General features: G+C 44.3%; 18 protein-coding genes. 4 read left to right on the forward strand and 14 right to left on the reverse strand.

Translation table 11 applies throughout. From position 1 onward, the window contains the following. Nucleotides 1-111: 111 nt before the first annotated feature. Together purU and FTV31_RS00805 are read right to left on the reverse strand one after the other, a co-directional pair. Nucleotides 112-978 carry a formyltetrahydrofolate deformylase gene (gene purU, locus FTV31_RS00800; protein ID WP_004781900.1) on the reverse strand — a complete coding sequence of 289 codons (867 nt, stop codon included), beginning with the start codon at nt 976-978 and terminating at the stop codon, nt 112-114. 61 nt (nt 979-1,039) lie between these two features. Further along, complete coding sequence (locus FTV31_RS00805) at nt 1,040-1,759, reverse strand: TetR/AcrR family transcriptional regulator (protein ID WP_034580311.1); 720 nt, start codon at nt 1,757-1,759, stop codon at nt 1,040-1,042. 115 nt (nt 1,760-1,874) lie between these two features. Between FTV31_RS00805 and FTV31_RS00810 the strand changes: the two genes are divergently transcribed. From FTV31_RS00810 to FTV31_RS00825, 4 genes are all read left to right on the forward strand, one after another. Further along, the gene (locus FTV31_RS00810) at nt 1,875-3,323 is read left to right on the forward strand and encodes a coniferyl aldehyde dehydrogenase (RefSeq protein ID WP_180012677.1); all 1,449 of its coding nucleotides are present in this window, start codon (nt 1,875-1,877) and stop codon (nt 3,321-3,323) included. 165 nt (nt 3,324-3,488) lie between these two features. Then, nucleotides 3,489-3,725: a 50S ribosomal protein L28 gene (rpmB, locus tag FTV31_RS00815; protein WP_000048256.1), complete on the forward strand. Its 237-nt coding sequence runs from the start codon at nt 3,489-3,491 to the stop codon at nt 3,723-3,725. A 16-nt stretch (nt 3,726-3,741) separates the two neighbouring features. After that, nucleotides 3,742-3,897, forward strand: a complete 156-nt coding sequence (rpmG, locus tag FTV31_RS00820; protein WP_001205031.1) for a 50S ribosomal protein L33 — start codon at nt 3,742-3,744, stop codon at nt 3,895-3,897. A 153-nt stretch (nt 3,898-4,050) separates the two neighbouring features. After that, on the forward strand, nt 4,051-5,778 hold the full coding sequence (locus FTV31_RS00825; protein WP_159123619.1) for a cation:proton antiporter: 1,728 nt from the start codon (nt 4,051-4,053) through the stop codon (nt 5,776-5,778). 197 nt (nt 5,779-5,975) lie between these two features. On the opposite strand, the gene FTV31_RS00830 is transcribed toward FTV31_RS00825, so the two are convergent. From FTV31_RS00830 to FTV31_RS00885, 12 genes are all read right to left on the reverse strand, one after another. Further along, nucleotides 5,976-6,254: a hypothetical protein gene (locus tag FTV31_RS00830; RefSeq protein ID WP_004781893.1), complete on the reverse strand. Its 279-nt coding sequence runs from the start codon at nt 6,252-6,254 to the stop codon at nt 5,976-5,978. A gap of 104 nt (nt 6,255-6,358) precedes the next feature. Continuing rightward, nucleotides 6,359-6,862: a DUF6586 family protein gene (locus FTV31_RS00835; protein WP_180012678.1), complete on the reverse strand. Its 504-nt coding sequence runs from the start codon at nt 6,860-6,862 to the stop codon at nt 6,359-6,361. 209 nt (nt 6,863-7,071) lie between these two features. Beyond that, complete coding sequence (locus FTV31_RS00840) at nt 7,072-7,323, reverse strand: RNA-binding protein (protein WP_004781890.1); 252 nt, start codon at nt 7,321-7,323, stop codon at nt 7,072-7,074. An 83-nt stretch (nt 7,324-7,406) separates the two neighbouring features. Next, the gene (locus tag FTV31_RS00845) at nt 7,407-9,395 is read right to left on the reverse strand and encodes an ATP-dependent helicase (protein ID WP_180012679.1); all 1,989 of its coding nucleotides are present in this window, start codon (nt 9,393-9,395) and stop codon (nt 7,407-7,409) included. 289 nt (nt 9,396-9,684) lie between these two features. Beyond that, entirely contained in the window at nt 9,685-10,746 is a 1,062-nt protein-coding gene (locus FTV31_RS00850) for a glycerate kinase (RefSeq protein WP_373686971.1), read from the reverse strand. A 203-nt stretch (nt 10,747-10,949) separates the two neighbouring features. Next, entirely contained in the window at nt 10,950-11,522 is a 573-nt protein-coding gene (locus tag FTV31_RS00855) for an HdeD family acid-resistance protein (protein WP_180012680.1), read from the reverse strand. 125 nt (nt 11,523-11,647) lie between these two features. Next, nucleotides 11,648-12,406 (reverse strand): hypothetical protein, encoded by a 759-nt coding sequence (locus FTV31_RS00860; protein ID WP_180012681.1) that lies wholly within the window; start codon nt 12,404-12,406, stop codon nt 11,648-11,650. A gap of 32 nt (nt 12,407-12,438) precedes the next feature. Next, nucleotides 12,439-12,636 carry a hypothetical protein gene (locus FTV31_RS00865; protein WP_004781881.1) on the reverse strand — a complete coding sequence of 66 codons (198 nt, stop codon included), beginning with the start codon at nt 12,634-12,636 and terminating at the stop codon, nt 12,439-12,441. A 124-nt stretch (nt 12,637-12,760) separates the two neighbouring features. Further along, nucleotides 12,761-15,403: a type I DNA topoisomerase gene (topA, locus tag FTV31_RS00870; RefSeq protein WP_180012682.1), complete on the reverse strand. Its 2,643-nt coding sequence runs from the start codon at nt 15,401-15,403 to the stop codon at nt 12,761-12,763. Between the two features lie 31 nt (nt 15,404-15,434). After that, entirely contained in the window at nt 15,435-15,884 is a 450-nt protein-coding gene (locus tag FTV31_RS00875) for an ammonium transporter (protein ID WP_180012683.1), read from the reverse strand. A 112-nt stretch (nt 15,885-15,996) separates the two neighbouring features. Then, a complete protein-coding gene (locus FTV31_RS00880) occupies nt 15,997-16,998 on the reverse strand; it encodes a PIN domain-containing protein (RefSeq protein ID WP_180012684.1) in 1,002 nt (333 codons plus the stop codon). Nucleotides 16,999-17,017: 19 nt separating this feature from the next. Then, nucleotides 17,018-18,019 carry a hypothetical protein gene (locus FTV31_RS00885; protein ID WP_180012685.1) on the reverse strand — a complete coding sequence of 334 codons (1,002 nt, stop codon included), beginning with the start codon at nt 18,017-18,019 and terminating at the stop codon, nt 17,018-17,020. Nucleotides 18,020-18,096: the final 77 nt, after the last annotated feature.

Genomic DNA, 18,096 nt, shown 5'->3' on the forward strand with positions numbered 1-18,096 from the left:
GAGAAGTGTTTTCATTTGCAACTACTAATCCCACTTTTCTCCATTATTTTTGTTTCAAACAAAAAAAAGGCATACTTAAAGTATGCCTTTTTTAAACCGAGATGCAAGCGCTTATTGGAACACGACAGTTTTATTGCCGTCGACAATCACACGGTCTTCCAGATGCCATCTCACTGCACGTGCCAGCACATTACGTTCAACATCCTGACCCAATTCACGCAGCTGTTCAACAGTAAAGTCATGGTTCACACGCTCTACATCCTGCTCGATGATTGGACCCTGATCCAGATCAGCTGTCACATAGTGTGCAGTTGCACCGATCAGTTTTACACCTTTGTCATAAGCCTGTTTGTAAGGATTAGCACCCACGAACGCTGGCAGGAATGAATGGTGAATATTGATCACTTTCATTTCCCATTTACTTACGAACTCTTCATCGAGAATCTGCATATAACGGGCTAATACCAGCAGATCGTTGCCCTGCATCAGTTCATCAATCTGTGCATAGGCTTCACGTTTGTTCTCTTTGGTCACAGGAACCACTTCAAACGGAATACCAAAGTTTTCTACTGATTCACGTAGAGTCTCGTGGTTAGATACCACTTTAGTGATTTCACATGGCAGACCGCCGCGTGCATGACGCCATAACAGCTCTAGCAACGCATGGTCGACTTTAGAAACCAGAATACCGACCTTTTTCACATCACTGACCAGTGCCAGACGCCAGTGCATGCCATAGCGCTCTGCAACATTACCAGCAAAAGTCTGCAACAGGCTTTCTTTACGGCTTTGCAGATTGTCCAGTTCAAACTCAACACGCATGAAGTAACGTCCGCCCTGCGCTGCTGTCGCGTATTGATCAAGCGCCGTAATGTTGGCACCCTGATGATACAAGAAGCTTGAAACAGCCTGCACGATGCCCGGCTTGTCTTCACAAGTAATCAATAAACGTGCGGTATTAGCAGTCGTCATATTCATGTTGGTTAAGGTCACTAATTAGTTAAATTAAAAAAATAAGCCGAGTATTCTAACGCGTTTCTTAGATATTCTGAATAGTTTGTTCAGATTCAGGCGGTTTAGGCGACGACAGACTGGCAAATAGCTCTGAAGAACCGAACGAGTTAAGTAAGCTTTCATACGTCTGACGGCTTTCACCACGCAGATAAGCACCTTCCAGGAACACCATCTGACGCAGTGCCTGCCAGACCCATTTTTCTTCCAGAGTGTTGGAATCGGTAATATGTCCCGACATATACAGGAAGTTGGTCCAGTTGGTCAGTACGATCCAGAGGTTAATGATCAGCGCTTCAATTTCTGAATCAGTCATTTCCATCAGGCCGGCATTTACAAAGGCTTTATAAATTTTTTGTCCCTGCTGCATGACCTGTCCGGCAAAGCGTGGATAAAGCTTGCGGAAATCTTCGTTATTTTCGACCAGATGGTATACATCACGGTGCAGAAAACGATAAGCCCAAAGCTGACTGCTCAGTACCTGAAAATAATGAATCTTGTCATTGGCATCCAGAGCACGGTCTTCCGGAAGTGCCAGCATTTCCAGCGTCTGATGCTGATACTGCTCCATCAGTTCCTTGATAATTTCATTTTTATTACGGAAGTGATAATACAGATTACCCGGACTCATGCCGAGTTCAGCAGCAATATGGTTGGTGGTTACAGATCGTTCGCCACGTTCATTAAACAACTGCAAGCTGAGCTGTAAGATACGCTCTTTGGTTTTTAACGTTTTGGTTTGGGACATCCTAAAATAACCATTCAGTTCATGCATTAGTAAGGCTAACACACAAAGTAACTTGACTAATTAGAGTATTTGCTCTAAAAATTAATTAATCGATTTTGAATAATGGTAGTGCGGCATGAACAGTCACACAAAAACAACTTCAATGACACCACATTTTCTTGATAGCCAGCACCTCAATGAAATTCTGGCTCAACAAAAACACGCCTACTTACGCTACCCACTGCCGACTGCAAAGGAACGTATCGATCGTTTAGCTCGGCTTAAGCGTATCTTAGTTAAGTATCAAGATCAATTTGCCGATGCAATTAATCAGGATTATGGTAACCGCTCTGTCGGGGAAACCAAAATTGGCGAGTTACTGACTTGTCTTGAACATATTAAATATTACAGCAAAAACCTGACCGGCTGGATGAAACCGTCCAAACGTCATGTTGGGATTATTCACCAGCCGGCAAAAGCCTGGGTGCAATATCAACCTCTAGGTGTGATCGGCATCATCGCACCGTGGAACTACCCTTTATTATTATCCATCGGCCCTCTGATCTGTGCGTTGGCTGCGGGTAACCATGCCATGATCAAAATTTCCAGTTCATCGGCTGCTTTTGGCAAGGTATTGGAAAAAGCCTTAGCTGAAGCCTTTCCTAAAGAACTGGTTGCCGTGGTGAATGGTGGCGGTACGGTGTCTGATGCCTTCTGCCGACTGGCTTTTGACAAGATGATCTTTACCGGTTCAACAGCTGTCGGTAAAACCGTGATGGCAGCGGCGGCTGAAAATCTGGTACCGGTAATCCTGGAACTGGGTGGCAAGTCCCCTGTACTGGTGCATCCATCGATTGACCTGCGTGATGTGGCTCAGCGTATTGCCGTGGGCAAGCTCTGGAATGCCGGACAGACCTGCGTAGCGCCGGATTATATGTTCCTGCCACGTGGCAAAACTGCCGAGTTTATCGATCATTTTAAAGCCTGTGTCGAAAGCATGTATCCGGACATCAGCCATAATCAGGATTACACCTCGATTATCAATGACAAGCAGTACAATCGTTTGCAAGGTTATCTGGATGATGCCCGTGAGCAAGGCGCGCAGATTATTGAAATTAATCCGCGTAATGAATCGCCAGCAGACCTGCGTAAAATTGCACCGACCATCGTGACCAATGTCATGCCAAGCATGCAGATTATGCAGCATGAAATCTTTGGACCGCTCCTGCCGATCATGGAATATGATCAAATTGACGACGTTATCGACTTTATTAATAGCCGTCCGCGTCCACTTGCATTATACTATTTCGACTTTGATCAGGCGCGTGCTGATTATGTCGCACAGCGTACCCATTCAGGGCATTTCGGGCAAAATACTGTATTAACCCATGTCGCACAGGATGACCTGCCATTCGGTGGTGTCGGTGCTTCCGGTATGGGTAAATATCATGGGCCAGAAGGCTTCTTCAGTTTGTCGCATGAACGGTCAGTAATGTCGAATCCTAAGCTGTATAGCTTGAAATACATTCTGCCTCCGTTTAATAAGCCGATCCATAAGCTGATTTCGAAGACACTTCTTCGATAAATGATCAAGGCATGAGCTATCACACGGGCTCATGCTTCGTTTTAGACAAAATCGCTTGTCTTTTAAGCGCATTTTTGATATAAAACGCCCCTTGAATGAATTCAATCCGTTTATTTTTGACTGGCCATACAGATTTGCTGTTGGCTAAATCAATGGAGTTACACCATGTCTAAGGTTTGCCAAGTTACCGGCAAGCGTCCAGTCGTTGGTAACAACGTCTCACACGCCAACAACAAAACTAAGCGCCGGTTCGAGCCGAACCTGCACCACCACCGTTTCTGGTTAGAAAGCGAAAAACGTTTTGTACGTCTTCGTTTAACCACTAAAGGTATGCGTATTATCGACAAATTGGGCATTGAAAAGGTTGTTGCTGACCTTCGTGCTCAAGGTCAAAAGATCTAAGTAAGGAGTCAGGACAATGCGTGATAAGATTCGCTTAGTTTCTTCAGCTGGTACAGGTTATTTCTATACCACTACTAAGAACAAACGTACTATGCCGGAAAAAATGGAAATCAAAAAATTTGATCCAAAAATCCGTCAACACGTAATCTTCAAAGAAGCTAAAATCAAATAATTTTAGTTTTTTGAAAAAAGCGACCTTCCCGGTCGTTTTTTTTTGCATTTTTTTTATGCGGCTTGATAAACTTTCTGTTTCTTCTGGCATTTTCTGTGCTTATTTCCCATAAAAAACTGAAATTTCATAAAATTTACTTTAAAGGAGTGTTTAGTGCCACATGACGTAGAGCTCATTATCCTGTTAGCTGTCGGTTTTGGCTTGGCCCTGGTTTTTGGCTATATCGCTGCACGTCTACGCCTTCCCCCACTGATTGGTTATCTGGTTGCCGGGATTCTGATTAGCCCGAACACCCCAGGCGTGGTCGGAGATGTGCATCTGGCGAACCAGCTGGCCGAACTTGGCGTCATGTTCCTGATGTTTGGTGTCGGGATGCACTTTTCTCTGAATGACCTGATGCAGGTCAGGCGTATTGCCTTACCGGGTGCGGTATTGCAGATCGCAGTCGCAACACTGCTCGGGGTCGGGGTCTCCATGCTCTGGGGCTGGAATTTCGGCTCTGCCCTGATCTTTGGTTTAAGCCTATCCTGTGCCAGTACTGTTGTACTTCTCAAAGCTCTGGGTGATCGTGGCCTGCTCGAATCCATTAACGGGAAAATTGCAGTCGGCTGGCTTCTGGTTGAAGATCTTGTCATGGTGCTGGCATTGGTATTGCTACCTGCAACCGCAGTATTGCTCGGTGGTCAGGCATTGGAAGGTAGTAGTAGCGATCAGAATGTCTGGATCACCTTAGGCATTACCTTGCTCAAAGTAGCCGGCTTTATTGCTTTCATGCTGATTATTGGTAAACGTTTAGTGCCAATGATCATGCAGGTGGTGGCACGTTTAGGCTCACGTGAGCTGTTTACCTTAACCGTCGTAGCTGCAGCCGTATCGATTGCCTTTGGGGCTTATAAGGTCTTTGGCGTATCCATGGCACTCGGTGCGTTCTTTGCCGGGATGGTAGTGAAAGAGTCTGACTTCAGCCACCGTGCCGAAGAAGAAACCTTACCGCTGCGTGAAATCTTCTCGATTCTGTTCTTTGTGTCCGTCGGTATGCTGTTTGATCCGCGTATTCTGATGGATCAGCCGCTTCATGTATTGGCGGTGCTCGGTATTATCATGATCGGTAAAACCATCGCGGCTATGGCACTGGTGCTGTTCTTCCGCTATCCAATCAATACGGCACTCACTGTCGGTGCTTCTCTGGCACAAATCGGTGAATTCTCTTTTATTCTGGCCGCGCTTGGCGTATCACTGAATCTATTGTCACTCGATGGGCAAAACCTGATTCTGGCGGGTGCCCTGATTTCAATTACCCTAAACTCATTTATTTTCTCGGCAGTGGAACCGGTACAGAAATGGATTCGCGAACGTTCGTCTCTGGCGCGCTTATTGGAGCGTAGTGGTGACCCGCTTGCCATGCTACCGGATGAAGTCTCACAGGACTATCTGCGCGATCAGGTGGTGATTGTCGGGCATGGTGAAGTTGGTCGTCGCATTACCCTATCCCTAATGGAGCAAGATATTAAGGTAGTCATTGCCGAAGAAAACCGTGAGATCGTAGAGAACTTGCGTAAAAAAGGCATTGCTGCAGTTTCTGGTGTCGCAACTGAACCTGGTGTGCTGATTCAGGCTCATATCCAGCATGCACGTCTACTGGTGATCTCACCAATGGATATTATTGATATCCACAAAATCGTGGATATTGCCAAGACCCTCAACCCTGCTATTCAGATTCTGCTATGTGCGGAAAGCAAGGAAGAAGCTGAAGTGATTCGCCGTGACAATATTGGCGAGGTGTACTATGCCAAAGAGGAAATGGCGAGAAATATGAGTAATCATATTTTGAACCAGATCGAGATTGCGCATAACCATCCACCTACGCATTATTCAGGCTGATTTCTTAAAGAAGTTGTCAGAATTGGCAACTTCTTTTTTTGATTGAACTGGAATTTATCATATCGGCAAATCATAAAATTTCAGATTACTTTTCTGTTTAACAGACTTAATTTTTCTCTTATTCTTTATTTTTTCATTCTATAAACACAAAAAAAGCACACTTCGAGTGTGCTTTTCTGCTCGCCAGGGTAGGCAATTTAGCTCATATATTTGGGCTCTTCATCCACAACTTCAGCTTGCCATTCATTGACCTGCTGTTCCAGCAAACCATATAAAGCGGCCTGAATCATGTGTTGTGCAATCACAGGCGTTTGATCACCCAACAGGGCTTTCACCTCGTCATTAAACTGAATCATGACTAATGGCTGTTTTTTTGAGCCCGCATTTCGTAATGCCAACGCGCCACCTTCAAGTTGAACGAGTTCCAAAATCGCGTCTTGATTACCAAATAAATCTTTCAACTGTTCTATAGACATATATCCTCCATGTTCAACATGGTGGCAAAGAGCGATTGCACTTTGCATCATTAGAGTAATTGATATAGGGTTAATAATCGCAATTTCAAGTACAGCTGATCAGATTAAAATTCAACCATCTCATTACGAAAACCATCAATAAGCTGCGTCAGGTCACGATGCCATTCTCGTAATATAGCAGTATCAGGTAACCAGGCTTGTGGTGTCTGTGTGACTTTAATGATGAGATTTGAAGAAGTTTCGTCTTCGGGTTGTGGCGAACTTGGCTCTGGCGCATATTGGCAGAGACGGTAAGCACGTTTCAGTTCAGCCAAAAAACCATCTTTGGATAAATGCTGTAATACGGTCACTTCAGGTGACACCTGACCCTTAGCCGCCATGAGCTCTTCAATCGATTTCAGCGTCGGGTTCAGGTCATTCAGACGGTAATAACGTACCAGTTCCTGTAAAAAGGCCAGCAGTGCCCCATGCAGATGGAATACAGCAGCTTCACGATAAGCTTGTGCCTGCTGCACATGATCAGTCTGTTCAGCCTGCTGACAGGCCAGACGGGCGAAATAAAGTTTTTGATTGGTACGGTCCGCATGATAGCGAGCAACTCGTGTCATCGAAATTTCCTAAGCATTAAAACAAATTTTGGCTCTTATAAAGTAAAACGTACGCCCGCATTACGCAATGCAAGATTGTCTACGCTGCCACTCTATTCTGCATGATCTTGATACTTCAGACTGCTGATATTTACCCTTCAGTAAAAAATCCAAGCCTTTTTAAAGGCAAAAAAAAGAGCATCACACATGCTCTTTTTATCAGCTGTTATTTAAGCTTGTGGCTTTTCTTCAGCTTGCTTCACACGAATTCCCTGACCATGCAGGCGCAGTGTATTTAAACCTTTAATTGCTTTGACAGCTTCACGGCCATGTGGCATTTCTACGAAAGCAAAACCTTTAGACTTACCTGTTTCTGCATCCATGACCAGCGTACAAGATTCAACAGTACCGTATTGCTGAAACAGGGTCAGTAATTCAGCTTCTGTTACTGTACGTGCCAAGTTACGAACTAAAATTTTCATCGGATAACCTTAAGAAGATAGGCAAAAATAATCAAAAAGCACGTGCCTACTCTACTTTTTGCGTCAAACCCAGAAGGGATAGTTTAATCGAGATCAATCCCAAAATCTAAATTAATCGATTGGCGTTCAATTAAAGCACTTTTCACAGTCTGTTGACGGGTTTTGTAATGGGTTTCTGTGACACATAAATTGCGGGTCAAATCATTGAGAAAATAGCTTTCAATTTTACGCCCCTGCTCATCTACCGTTTCACGCGCCCAGTGATTCAGGTTTTGTTTGGTCAGAATCAGCTCATTCTGTGCACGAGTCAACGCTACATAGAGCACACGACGCTCTTCCTCGACATCATCGAAATCCCCTTGCGCCCGTGCATGCGGATATTGTCCCGGCGTGACATTGGCCACATAACAGACTTTCTGTTCCGTACCCTTGGCCGAGTGAATGGTAATGAGGGTCACTACATCCGTATCCGACTGGCGTTCAATTTCAGAAATAGAGACCGGATCGAGCACATACTCTTCCAGAAATTCACTCACTTGAGCATGTTTAGAAGCTAGCTGTTTAACCAATTCAAAATCACCCTGACGGCGATTCCAGTCCTTTTTATAGTTCTCGGCCAGTTGTGCTTCAATCGCCTGTACTGCCAGACCAACACAGGCCTGTACTTCGGTTTTGAGTACCGCCATTTGCTTCATGATCAAAATGGTTTCTAGCGGGATCTTGCCAAATTTTTCCAGCTTGTCGGCAATCTTTTCCATCTCTGGCTCAGCTAAAAGCTGCTGTGACAGTTTGCTTGCACCGACATCACCGACACCATTCCATAATGTCAAAAAGCGCATCCAGGCAATATCGTCCAGCGGGTTCGCCACCACACGCAACAGGCTGAGCAGATCCTTTACATGTGCAGTTTCTAAGAGTTTCATCCCGCCAATGAATCGGTAAGGTACATTGGCTGCAATACAGGCTGCTTCAATATGTCGTGCGGCAAAACTGGAACGCACCAGTACCATATGATCCGACCATTTATTTCCGTTCAGATAATGACGCTCTTTGATATCAATCGCGATCCATTTGGCTTCATCAAACTCGTTCGGGAAAATATGCATCTTCGGCTTAATGCCTTCACCACGATGCGCATCCAGCCGCTTGTCATATTTGATTTCGGACTGATCCAGCAGCCAGTTGGATAGATCCAAAATTTCCTGAGTTGAGCGGTAATTTTTTTCTAGCTTAAAGATTTGTGCGTCTGGAACCCGCTCCTTGAAATGGTGAATATTTTCAAAGTCTGCACCACGAAAACCATAAATAGACTGGGCATCATCACCGACACAGAACAGGCTAATATGTTCTTTCAGCGGTTCCAGCAATGCCCATTGCAGTGGATTGGTATCTTGCATTTCATCCACCAGCATATGTCGACAGATCGAAGCCACATAGTCCACCAGACCTTCAGACTGCGCCAAAGCAGTCGCCACTACAGCGAGGATATCGTCATAATCCAGAAAGCTACGCGCACGCTTACGCGCTTCATATTCTTTCATGATGTCGGCAATCTGGTCTTTCAGCGCCAGATATTCCGGCATCTGTTTTTCCAAAGCCAGACTCAGTTTTTGCCGGGTATTCCGCGCAAAGGAATATAGGTCACAGAGTTCCTGTGGCTTCGGCAGGTAATTCGGATTTTTCTTGTCATCACGCCCGCGAATCAGGCGGAACATCATCAGCTGATCATCACGGTCAATAATTGAAAACTGTTCCAGTCCAAAAGCCTTTGGAATCCGGCGCAGCAGATACATACAGAAGGTATGGAACGTCGATGCACGTAAGCCTTTGGCCTGTTCACCGAGTGCCAGTTCCACCCGTGCCACGATTTCACTCGCCGCACGACGGGTAAAGGTCAGAATCTGGATCTGATTCGCTGGTACACCTTGATCAATCAGATAAGCTGCACGTGCCACGATAGTTTTGGTCTTGCCACAGCCTGCCCCAGCCAAAACCAAACTGTGATTTGCTTCTGTCGTCGCAGCTTGCTTTTGTTGCGGATTCAGTTCATCTATCAGGGAGGCTAAACTCATGGTCACTCATCAATTTGTGGATAGGTGTAGTTTAACAGATCACTCTTATTATAGCTTTGAGCTGCTCTGAAACAGACCGAACTTTTATTCTTAATTCACTATAGGGTTGACGGCATAGATACCGTCTGCTGGATCGGGGTATAGGGATATACCCGCAATCCAGCAAAGGATTTTTGTTACCTTGCGAACTCAAAATATATTTTGAGGATTCTCACCCCGGAAAAGTAAAATCCGCTTACGCGTTTATATTTTTCTTTTTATAAAGCTTTTGCAGCAATGACCATCTTACTCAAACACCCTGTTCCTGAATATTCTGAACAGTTTGAGCAACCGCTTTTTCCAGATTGAATTCTGCGTTCTTTAAAGCATTTTCTAATAAATAATCTGGTAGATTAATCCCGACAATCTGACTAAAACCAACCTGATACAGTGACTCAATCCTCTCACCGACCAAACCTGCAAACGCAATTACCGGCTTATTCAATTGCTTGGCAACCTGAGCTACGCCAAACGGGGTTTTGCCTAAAGCAGTCTGATGATCGATCTTGCCCTCGCCAGTGAAGACATAATCTGCATCCGCAATTTTTTCCGCTAGCCTATTCTGTTCCATAATTAACGCTACACCGGATTGCAGCTTTGCTCCAGCAAAAGCCATTAATCCAAAGCCCAAACCACCGGCTGCACCAGCACCTGGAATGTTTCTTTTAGAAATACCTAAACCTGCTTCTACCAGATCAGCAAAATGACTTAGATTTCGATCCAGTTGCTGCACCATCTGTGAAGTTGCTCCCTTCTGCGGCCCAAAGATCGCTGAAGCACCATTCGGTCCACAGAGTGGATTATTCACATCTGAAGCGATCAGGATTTCTGTATTTTTTAAACGAGCATCGAGCTGGGAAAAATCAATTTGATCAATCTGATCCAGATTACCACCGCAGACCTGAATTGGCTCTCCTGCAGGATTTAAAAATGAGACTCCTAAAGCCTGAGCCATTCCAGCACCACCGTCATTGGTCACACTACCACCAAGTCCAATAATGATTTTTTTTACGTCAAGATCCAACGCATTCCTAATCATTTCACCTGTGCCATAGGTCGAGGTCAGCATCGGATTACGTTGAGAACTTGCCAGTAGATGAATGCCATTGGCCTTGGCCATTTCAATCACTGCGGTCTGACCAGCATCAACCAAGCCAAAGTAAGTTTCGATCGACTGACTGGCTAATGGCCCAGTGACTTGGCACGTTACTCGTTTACCCTTTAGACTTGAGATTAATGCATCCACAGTTCCCTCACCACCATCTGCCATTGGTACAGTAATACAATTTGCGTCAGGAAAGACCTGCAAAATACCACGCTACATCGCCTGACAGGCCTGCTCGGCAGTCATACTTTCCTTAAATGAGTCGGGAGCTAGAACAAAGGTTTTCATGAATATAATCGGCCGGGTTATAGGTTTTATACTAATTTGAAATGCATACCCATCTTACAGGCAAAGCTGAACATGCCAATAAAAAAGAGCGCTCATTGCACTCTTTTTTACGCTGGTCTTACTTAAAGATTTGCAGAGCTTTTTGGTACACGATGCTTGATATAGGAAGCCAAAGTCAGATAGTTAATCCCCTGGAACAAAATATCGATTGCCAGAAAAGCGCCCAGAACCCAGAACGGTGCATTCGGTGACAATAGAATCAGGATACCTGTAACTAAAGTTAAAATCCCGGAAAATAAAGTCCAGCCCCAGCCGCGGAATGCTTTAAAGATAAAAGCATTGAAGACGCGAATTATTCCCGCCACAATCAAAGCAATCGCAAGCAGATGGGTCAGTACAATCGCAGTTTTCGCTGGCGTGCTAAAGGCATAATAGCCCGCAATAAAATAGATAATACCGAATAGCAGCCAGAGCCAGCGAAATGCCCCATCGAAGATTTTAATCCCGGCGATCAGATGAACCACTCCACCTATCATCATCAGGACACCAAACAGGAATACGATGGATAAGGTGGCAAAAGGCAGCGACGCTAACAGTACGATTCCAAATAACACTAATAAGGCACCCAAGCCTAAATACCATTTACGGTTTTCATGCAATTGATGCCGAACAAGATCATTTCCAACAGTCTTCATATTCTTCTCAAGTCATTGGCTATGACTTTGATTATGCTCTTAAATCATGGATAAATTTGTTAGAAATTCACTGAGTTTATCTATAAAAATAGTAAGTTATGCCGGTTTATTCAGCACTTCGTTAATTATTTTTTCCAGCCAAGTTCAACCGCCGTGATTTCATTAATCAGGGTTTGATTTAAAGATTCCGGCATTTTACTGGTGCTTTGCGATACTGGGATGTGCCCTGCCATCAGCTCAGCTTTGGCTTGGGGAAATAAAGGCTGCTGATTCGGATTGGCATAACCCACTGGATATAGCGGCTGGCCTGTGGCGAGATCATATTTATCTGAAGCGCCAAAGGCATGCAGTAATTCATGCACTAGGACAATCTTATTCTGGTCAGACTGTCTGCTTGAAGCAAATAGATTGACTGAACCGATTCGGCCTTTTTGCAGAGCCGTTGAATGTTTTAATTGCTGGGTGTGTGCAGGATCATAATAATTTAAAAAGAGAGTAACATTCGATGAAGGATCTGAACCTTGCTGCTGTTGCCAGGCATAGAAACGGAATTTCAGACTCCATAAAATATTGCCAAGTAAGGAGGCCTGCTCCGGCACTTTAGGCGGCAATTCTTTAAGTTCACGCCCCAGATTAAAATAAAAATAAGTGGGCTGTCCACGGTACTGCTGGGCCGCTTTTTCCAGATATTCTTGTGTTCCTTTTAGATCCTGAGCAGACAATTGCTGGATATATTGCTGTGTGGTCGCCAATCCATCTGCATTGATCGGATGCAACAGAACAAAGATTGGTTTGTTCCAGTCCTGATTCTGATCTCGATAAGCATTTACTGCCACCACAAACAAAATCATCAATAGAATCAGGATTCGGATCTTTTTCCACATATGAACACGCCAATAGAGAGTTAATTTAAATTTTATTTTTGTTTCGTTTTTTGATCTTCAGAGCGCAGATATAAAACACAGCTCAAACTAACCAGTGACATAATAATCACCAGAATCATCAGCATTCCCCGATCCATAGGAATACCCATTTCATTAATCTTTTTAAGCATGAAATAGAGGATAGATCCTAATCCAATACTTAAGAACAGGAATTTATCTAGCCAAGTCATGCATGATTCCTATTTTAATCTTTTATTATTTAACGCCTAGAATATCCTAGAACTGTGTTGATCAAAAATACTTAGTCATAAAAAAATGCCGACTTTCGTCAGCATTTTCTTGATGTCTTATAGCTTAGGCCTCAACCCATTTGCCATCCTGATAGACCAGCGACCATTTGGTTTGCTTGCCTTCAGGGGTTTCCGAACCAATATATTGAGACTGGTTCTTACGGCTGAATTTCACCAAGGTTGGATTTCCTTCAGGATCCACATCTGGTGCCTGCAAAATAAACTGATATTTTGGATCTAGCTGATCCGCTACAGTACGCAGTTCTGCGACCTTTGGTGCACGAGTTTCACGGACTTTCGGGAACTTGCTGGCTGCCAGGAACAGACCTGCGGCACCATCACGCAGAACAAAGAAATCGTCATGCTTGGTTGAACGCAGGTGTTCCATCTTGATCGGATCAACGCGCGGAGGCGCTGGCTGACCATTCTTCAAAACTTTTCGGGTGTTTTCACAGCTGGTGCAGGCAAAATATGGACCAAAACGACCGGTTTTCAGCTGCATTTCACCATCACATTTGTCACATGGAATAGTTGGGCCATCATAACCCTTGATCTTGAATTCGCCCTCTTCCAGCTCATAACCTGTACAGTCCGGGTTATTACCACAGATATGCAGTTTACGGCCACCGTCAATCACATAACTGTCCATTGCAGTGCCACAGACTGGACAACGTTTTTTCGACATCAGGTCAGCAGTTTCTGCTGTGTCATCATCAGACAGTGCTGCCAGAGATTCAACCGGAGTCAGGTTCAATGTACCTTTACAACGTTCTTTCGGTGGCAGGTTATAACCTGAACAGCCCAGGAAGACACCTGTTGTGCCGGTACGAATCTGCATCGGACGGTCACATTCTTTACAGTGTACAGCTTCAACTTCTACAGGCTGATTGCGGCGCATGCCGTTTTCACCCTGAGCATTGGTCAGACGTTTCTTGAAATCACCATAGAAGCTGTCTAACAGATCTTTCCAGTTGCGTTCACCATCTGCCACTTTATCCAGCTGACCTTCAAGGTCTGCAGTAAAGTCGTAGTTCATCAGGTTATTGAAACTTTCATCCAGACGATCTGTGACGATCTCACCCATCTTCTCAGCAAAGAGACGACGGTTTTCCAATTTTACGTAACCACGATCCTGAATGGTCGAGATAATGGCAGCATAAGTCGAAGGACGACCAATACCTTTTTTCTCAAGCTCTTTGACTAAAGATGCTTCAGTAAAACGAGCAGGTGGCTTGGTGAAATGTTGAGATGGGTCTAGTTTTTCCAGTTTTAGTACTTCACCAACTTTCACTGCCGGTAACAGTACATCATCGTCAGATTTGTTCTGACCACGAACTTTGGTGAAACCATCAAATACCAAGGTACGACCTTTGGCTTTCAGCTCGACACCATTGGCATCTACTAAAATAGTCGATGACAGGTATTCTGCTGGTGTCATCTGACAAGCTACAAACTGACGCCAGATCAGGTCATACAGACGCTGTGCATCACGTTCCACTCCAGCCAGGCTGTCGCCTTTCAGCGCGACATTAGATGGGCGAATGGCTTCGTGGGCTTCCTGTGCGCCAGCTTTATTACCATAACGGTTCGGCTTGGCTGGCAGATATTTCTCGCCATATTCAGACTCGATATGACCACGCACCATATTGACTGCATCATCACTCAGGAAGGTGGAGTCAGTACGCATATAGGTAATGAAACCAGCTTCATACAGGCGCTGCGCCAGCATCATGGTTTTCTTCACCGAGAAACCTAGGCGGGTACTTGCAGCCTGTTGCAAGGTAGACGTGATATACGGCGCGCTTGGATTGACCTTGGTCGGTTTATCTTCACGGCTAATAACTTTATATTCAGCGTCTTTAATCAGATTCAGTAAAGCATCAGTTTCAGCTTTATTATGCAGCTTTAAAGTCTTGCCATTTTGCTTGGCCGCTTCCAGACGAATATCATCTTTCTTGGATTTAGTATCTGCAAAAACCTGCCAGTATTCTTCAGGAATGAACTTACGAATTTCACGTTCGCGTTCCACGACCAGCTTTACAGCGACAGACTGTACACGTCCCGCAGACAGGCCACGGGCAATTTTTTCCCAGAGCAGTGGCGAAATCATGAAGCCGACGACACGGTCCAGGAAACGGCGCGCCTGCTGGGCATTAACCTTATTGGTATCTAGACGTGAGGGCTGTTTAAACGCTTCCTGAATGGCATTTTTGGTAATTTCGTTAAAGACCACACGCTGGTAGCGTGAATCATCGCCGCCGATCACTTCTTTTAAGTGCCAGGCAATCGCTTCCCCTTCACGGTCCAAATCCGTTGCGAGATACACTTCATCGACTTGCGATGCCAGTTTTTTCAGTTCAGCGACTACGCCTTCCTTGCCCGGAAGGACTTCATATTTGGCTTTCCAGTCATGTTCTGGATCGACACCCATCCGGTTAATCAACGCCTGCTGTGATTTTTCCGCTTTTTCTGCTTCAGTCAGCTTGGTTCGGGTCACCGGTTTTTTCTCTGCAGTTTTCGCAGAGCCGCCCGTTGGCAAGTCACGCACATGACCCACCGAAGATTTCACGATGTAGTTTGAACCGAGATACTTGTTGATTGTTTTCGCTTTTGCAGGCGACTCCACAATCACCAAGGCACGTTTACTTCCAGCGTCGGAAGACTTCGCCGTGCTGCTTTTTGATGTGGACCGAGGAGCGTTCGCCATATTAACCGTTTAATCCTGTTTATTTCTAAAATTAAAGTTCAGCCAAAGAATGTAATAGTGCCTTGATGCCATCAAGTTGTGTGGCTCTAAGATCAGATTCTTCATCCCAATAGAGTCCTACACAGTTTGCCTGCATATCAATAGCATAAATGCCCTTTAATGCAATGGGAAAATCTTTAAATTTGTCATCCCCATGCACCAGTTCAAGTTTGTTATCAACCACGCGGGCACGCATCAGCGGTAAACGGGCATCTGGAAGCAGCACACTATAATAGGCCACCATACTGGCACGACTTTCAGTCACCTTGGGAATATTGGTCCAGTCAGGTGCAACCACCAGACGTGGATGTAAACCCATCTTGCGGGCTTTATCACGCATGAGTCCTAATGCCTTTTCTCTGGGACTCACACGCAGACCAAAAATAGACCCCAGTACGAAAACGATGATGACAACTGCCACCCAGATTCCGGTATTTTCCATAGTTCAACCTTTATGTTCTTATATTAGATTTGCATAAGCCCGCTATAAAAGGCAAGCACCGCTTGCGAAATACTATTTTATTCTCTGTACTTATTACTTTTACGTCTTTGTTTTAAGATAAGATTTCAGTGTTTGGCTGATTGATGATATGCGGTTGTATCGCCATTGGAATCAGGCAGGACTCATCCAGATTAGCCCAAGCCTGTATGAGCTGGCTGTTATAAATCAGCTTGGTATTGTCCTGTTTGAGAATATCCTGCTTCTTTAAAACCTGAATGAAATCTTGCGCCACTTGCTGGTGTTCTAAGCCTAAGATTGAGCGTACTGAATTTAATAAACTTGCAGTTTTGGCCGGACGGCTACTTTCACTCTTCGCCAGATAATCACTATAGATTTTGACCCGCTGTAAATGAGGCTTTAACTGAATATCAGCAATACTCGGTAAAGTAATCGCTATGGGTTTCGATTGTTTGAGCGCTTCCAGTTTTAACAGTTCGCGCATCCGGTTTAGCTCATAACTTACTTTTTGATCCTGAATCTGAATCAGCTGATAATTTTTTAACTGGCCAATGACCTGTTTGATAGTGGCAGAAGTGCCTTTTAGCCAAGACTTTAAAGCATTATTTAGAGAGTTAAATTGTTTGGGCTGATTTTTCACTAACAGTTTAACCGCAGCGAAAAGCAGTTTGAATTCGGCTTTTTCTGGATGAATATGCTCTAAAGATAATTTAGTGGAACATGTGGACTGAATTTCTTTTTTCTTCTGTTGTGCCTGAAACCCCATCACTTTGAGTAAATCGACAATATATTCAAATTTCTTATCATTCGACATGACATCAAATTCAGCTTCAGATGCCTGCATTTGTATAGACAACTGCCCGGCTACAAATGCCAAGCCAAAATCAGCAGCATCAGGTCCGGTTTTTGGCATTTTAATTAAAACCAGACGTTTTTGAACTACATGATCAGACAAATTTTGCAATCCATCCAGACTCAAGGCTACAGGTGATTTTGCATAAACCAGATAAACGAGGGCATAAGATTTGAGTAGGCTGAGTAACTCATTTTCTGTTTTAGGCTGATTTTCAATATCCAGTAACAGTATTTTTTTCATATGCCCTCATGAGATTATTCTAATTCAGAAACATCTCATGACTATATAACACTTCGTGACCATTCCAATAAATATATCCTTTTTCAATCAATTCTTTAAGTAAAAGACGGACATCTGACTTTGGAAATAACTGCTCGAGCAAATCACGTAATTCATAAATATCTTTAGGCTTATTTCCCTGTAATTCGCGCAGCTTGCGTGCAACTTCGAGCTGTACCGGATCAATTTTATTAAAGTTTTTGAACAGATCTTGCTGGGCAGACTGAATTGGAGATTGAGCAGGTGCAACAACAGGCTCTTCAGGATTAAGCTTCGAGACCACCTGATCCAAAGCTGGTTTTTCAGCAGGTTGGTTGTCATTGATATCCAGCTGCCTCCACTGTTTCAGCACTTTTTTACGGAAACTGATCTGCTCGTCATAGCGTTTGACTATTTTCAGATTAATCAGCATGCCAACTATATGCTGCGCCTTGGCTGGTAAAACTTGCAGAATATTGGTGACAGAATTTTTTAAGGTTTCGAGCGTGGTCGGTTTGCCACTCATCTTGCCGAGCGCATCACAGTACTTTTTTACCAGCTGCAAAGCCGGTTTAGCTTTAATGGCTTCAATACTTGGCAACTGGATTTTAGGTTTATCTTGAGTCTCTGTTGATGCATTCTCTGGCAACACCTGAATCAGGCTGCAATCAATATCTGAAGCCTGTAGCATTTGCATCAGCATTTCACTGCTATCCATAGCTGAGATCAGCTCGACCTGAGTATCTGCTTCCAGCAAAGCCATCAGCTGACCCACAATCACAGCATATTCATATTCCTTATGCTCTGCTTCCGGGACATCCAGAATGATAATTTGTCCACTGCTGATCCAGCTCGCCAACTCAGTCAGTTCTTCTAGAGCAAACTCGAATTTTCCGGCACAGTTAAACAGATACAAGGTCGGATAATGTTCAACGATGTCACGTAACAGTTTGGCTGTAGGAAAGTTATTTTCGAGATCAAGAAGGACAACTTTTTGGCGCATAAGGCAAGATTAAAAACTGAGCTAGAAAATACTATTAGAGTAGGAAGTGTGTGAAAGGTCAAATAGTTTCCACCTTC

Origin of the sequence: Acinetobacter sp. YH16031 (genome assembly GCF_013417335.1) — a bacterium.
In the GTDB taxonomy this organism is placed as follows: Bacteria; Pseudomonadota; Gammaproteobacteria; order Pseudomonadales; family Moraxellaceae; genus Acinetobacter.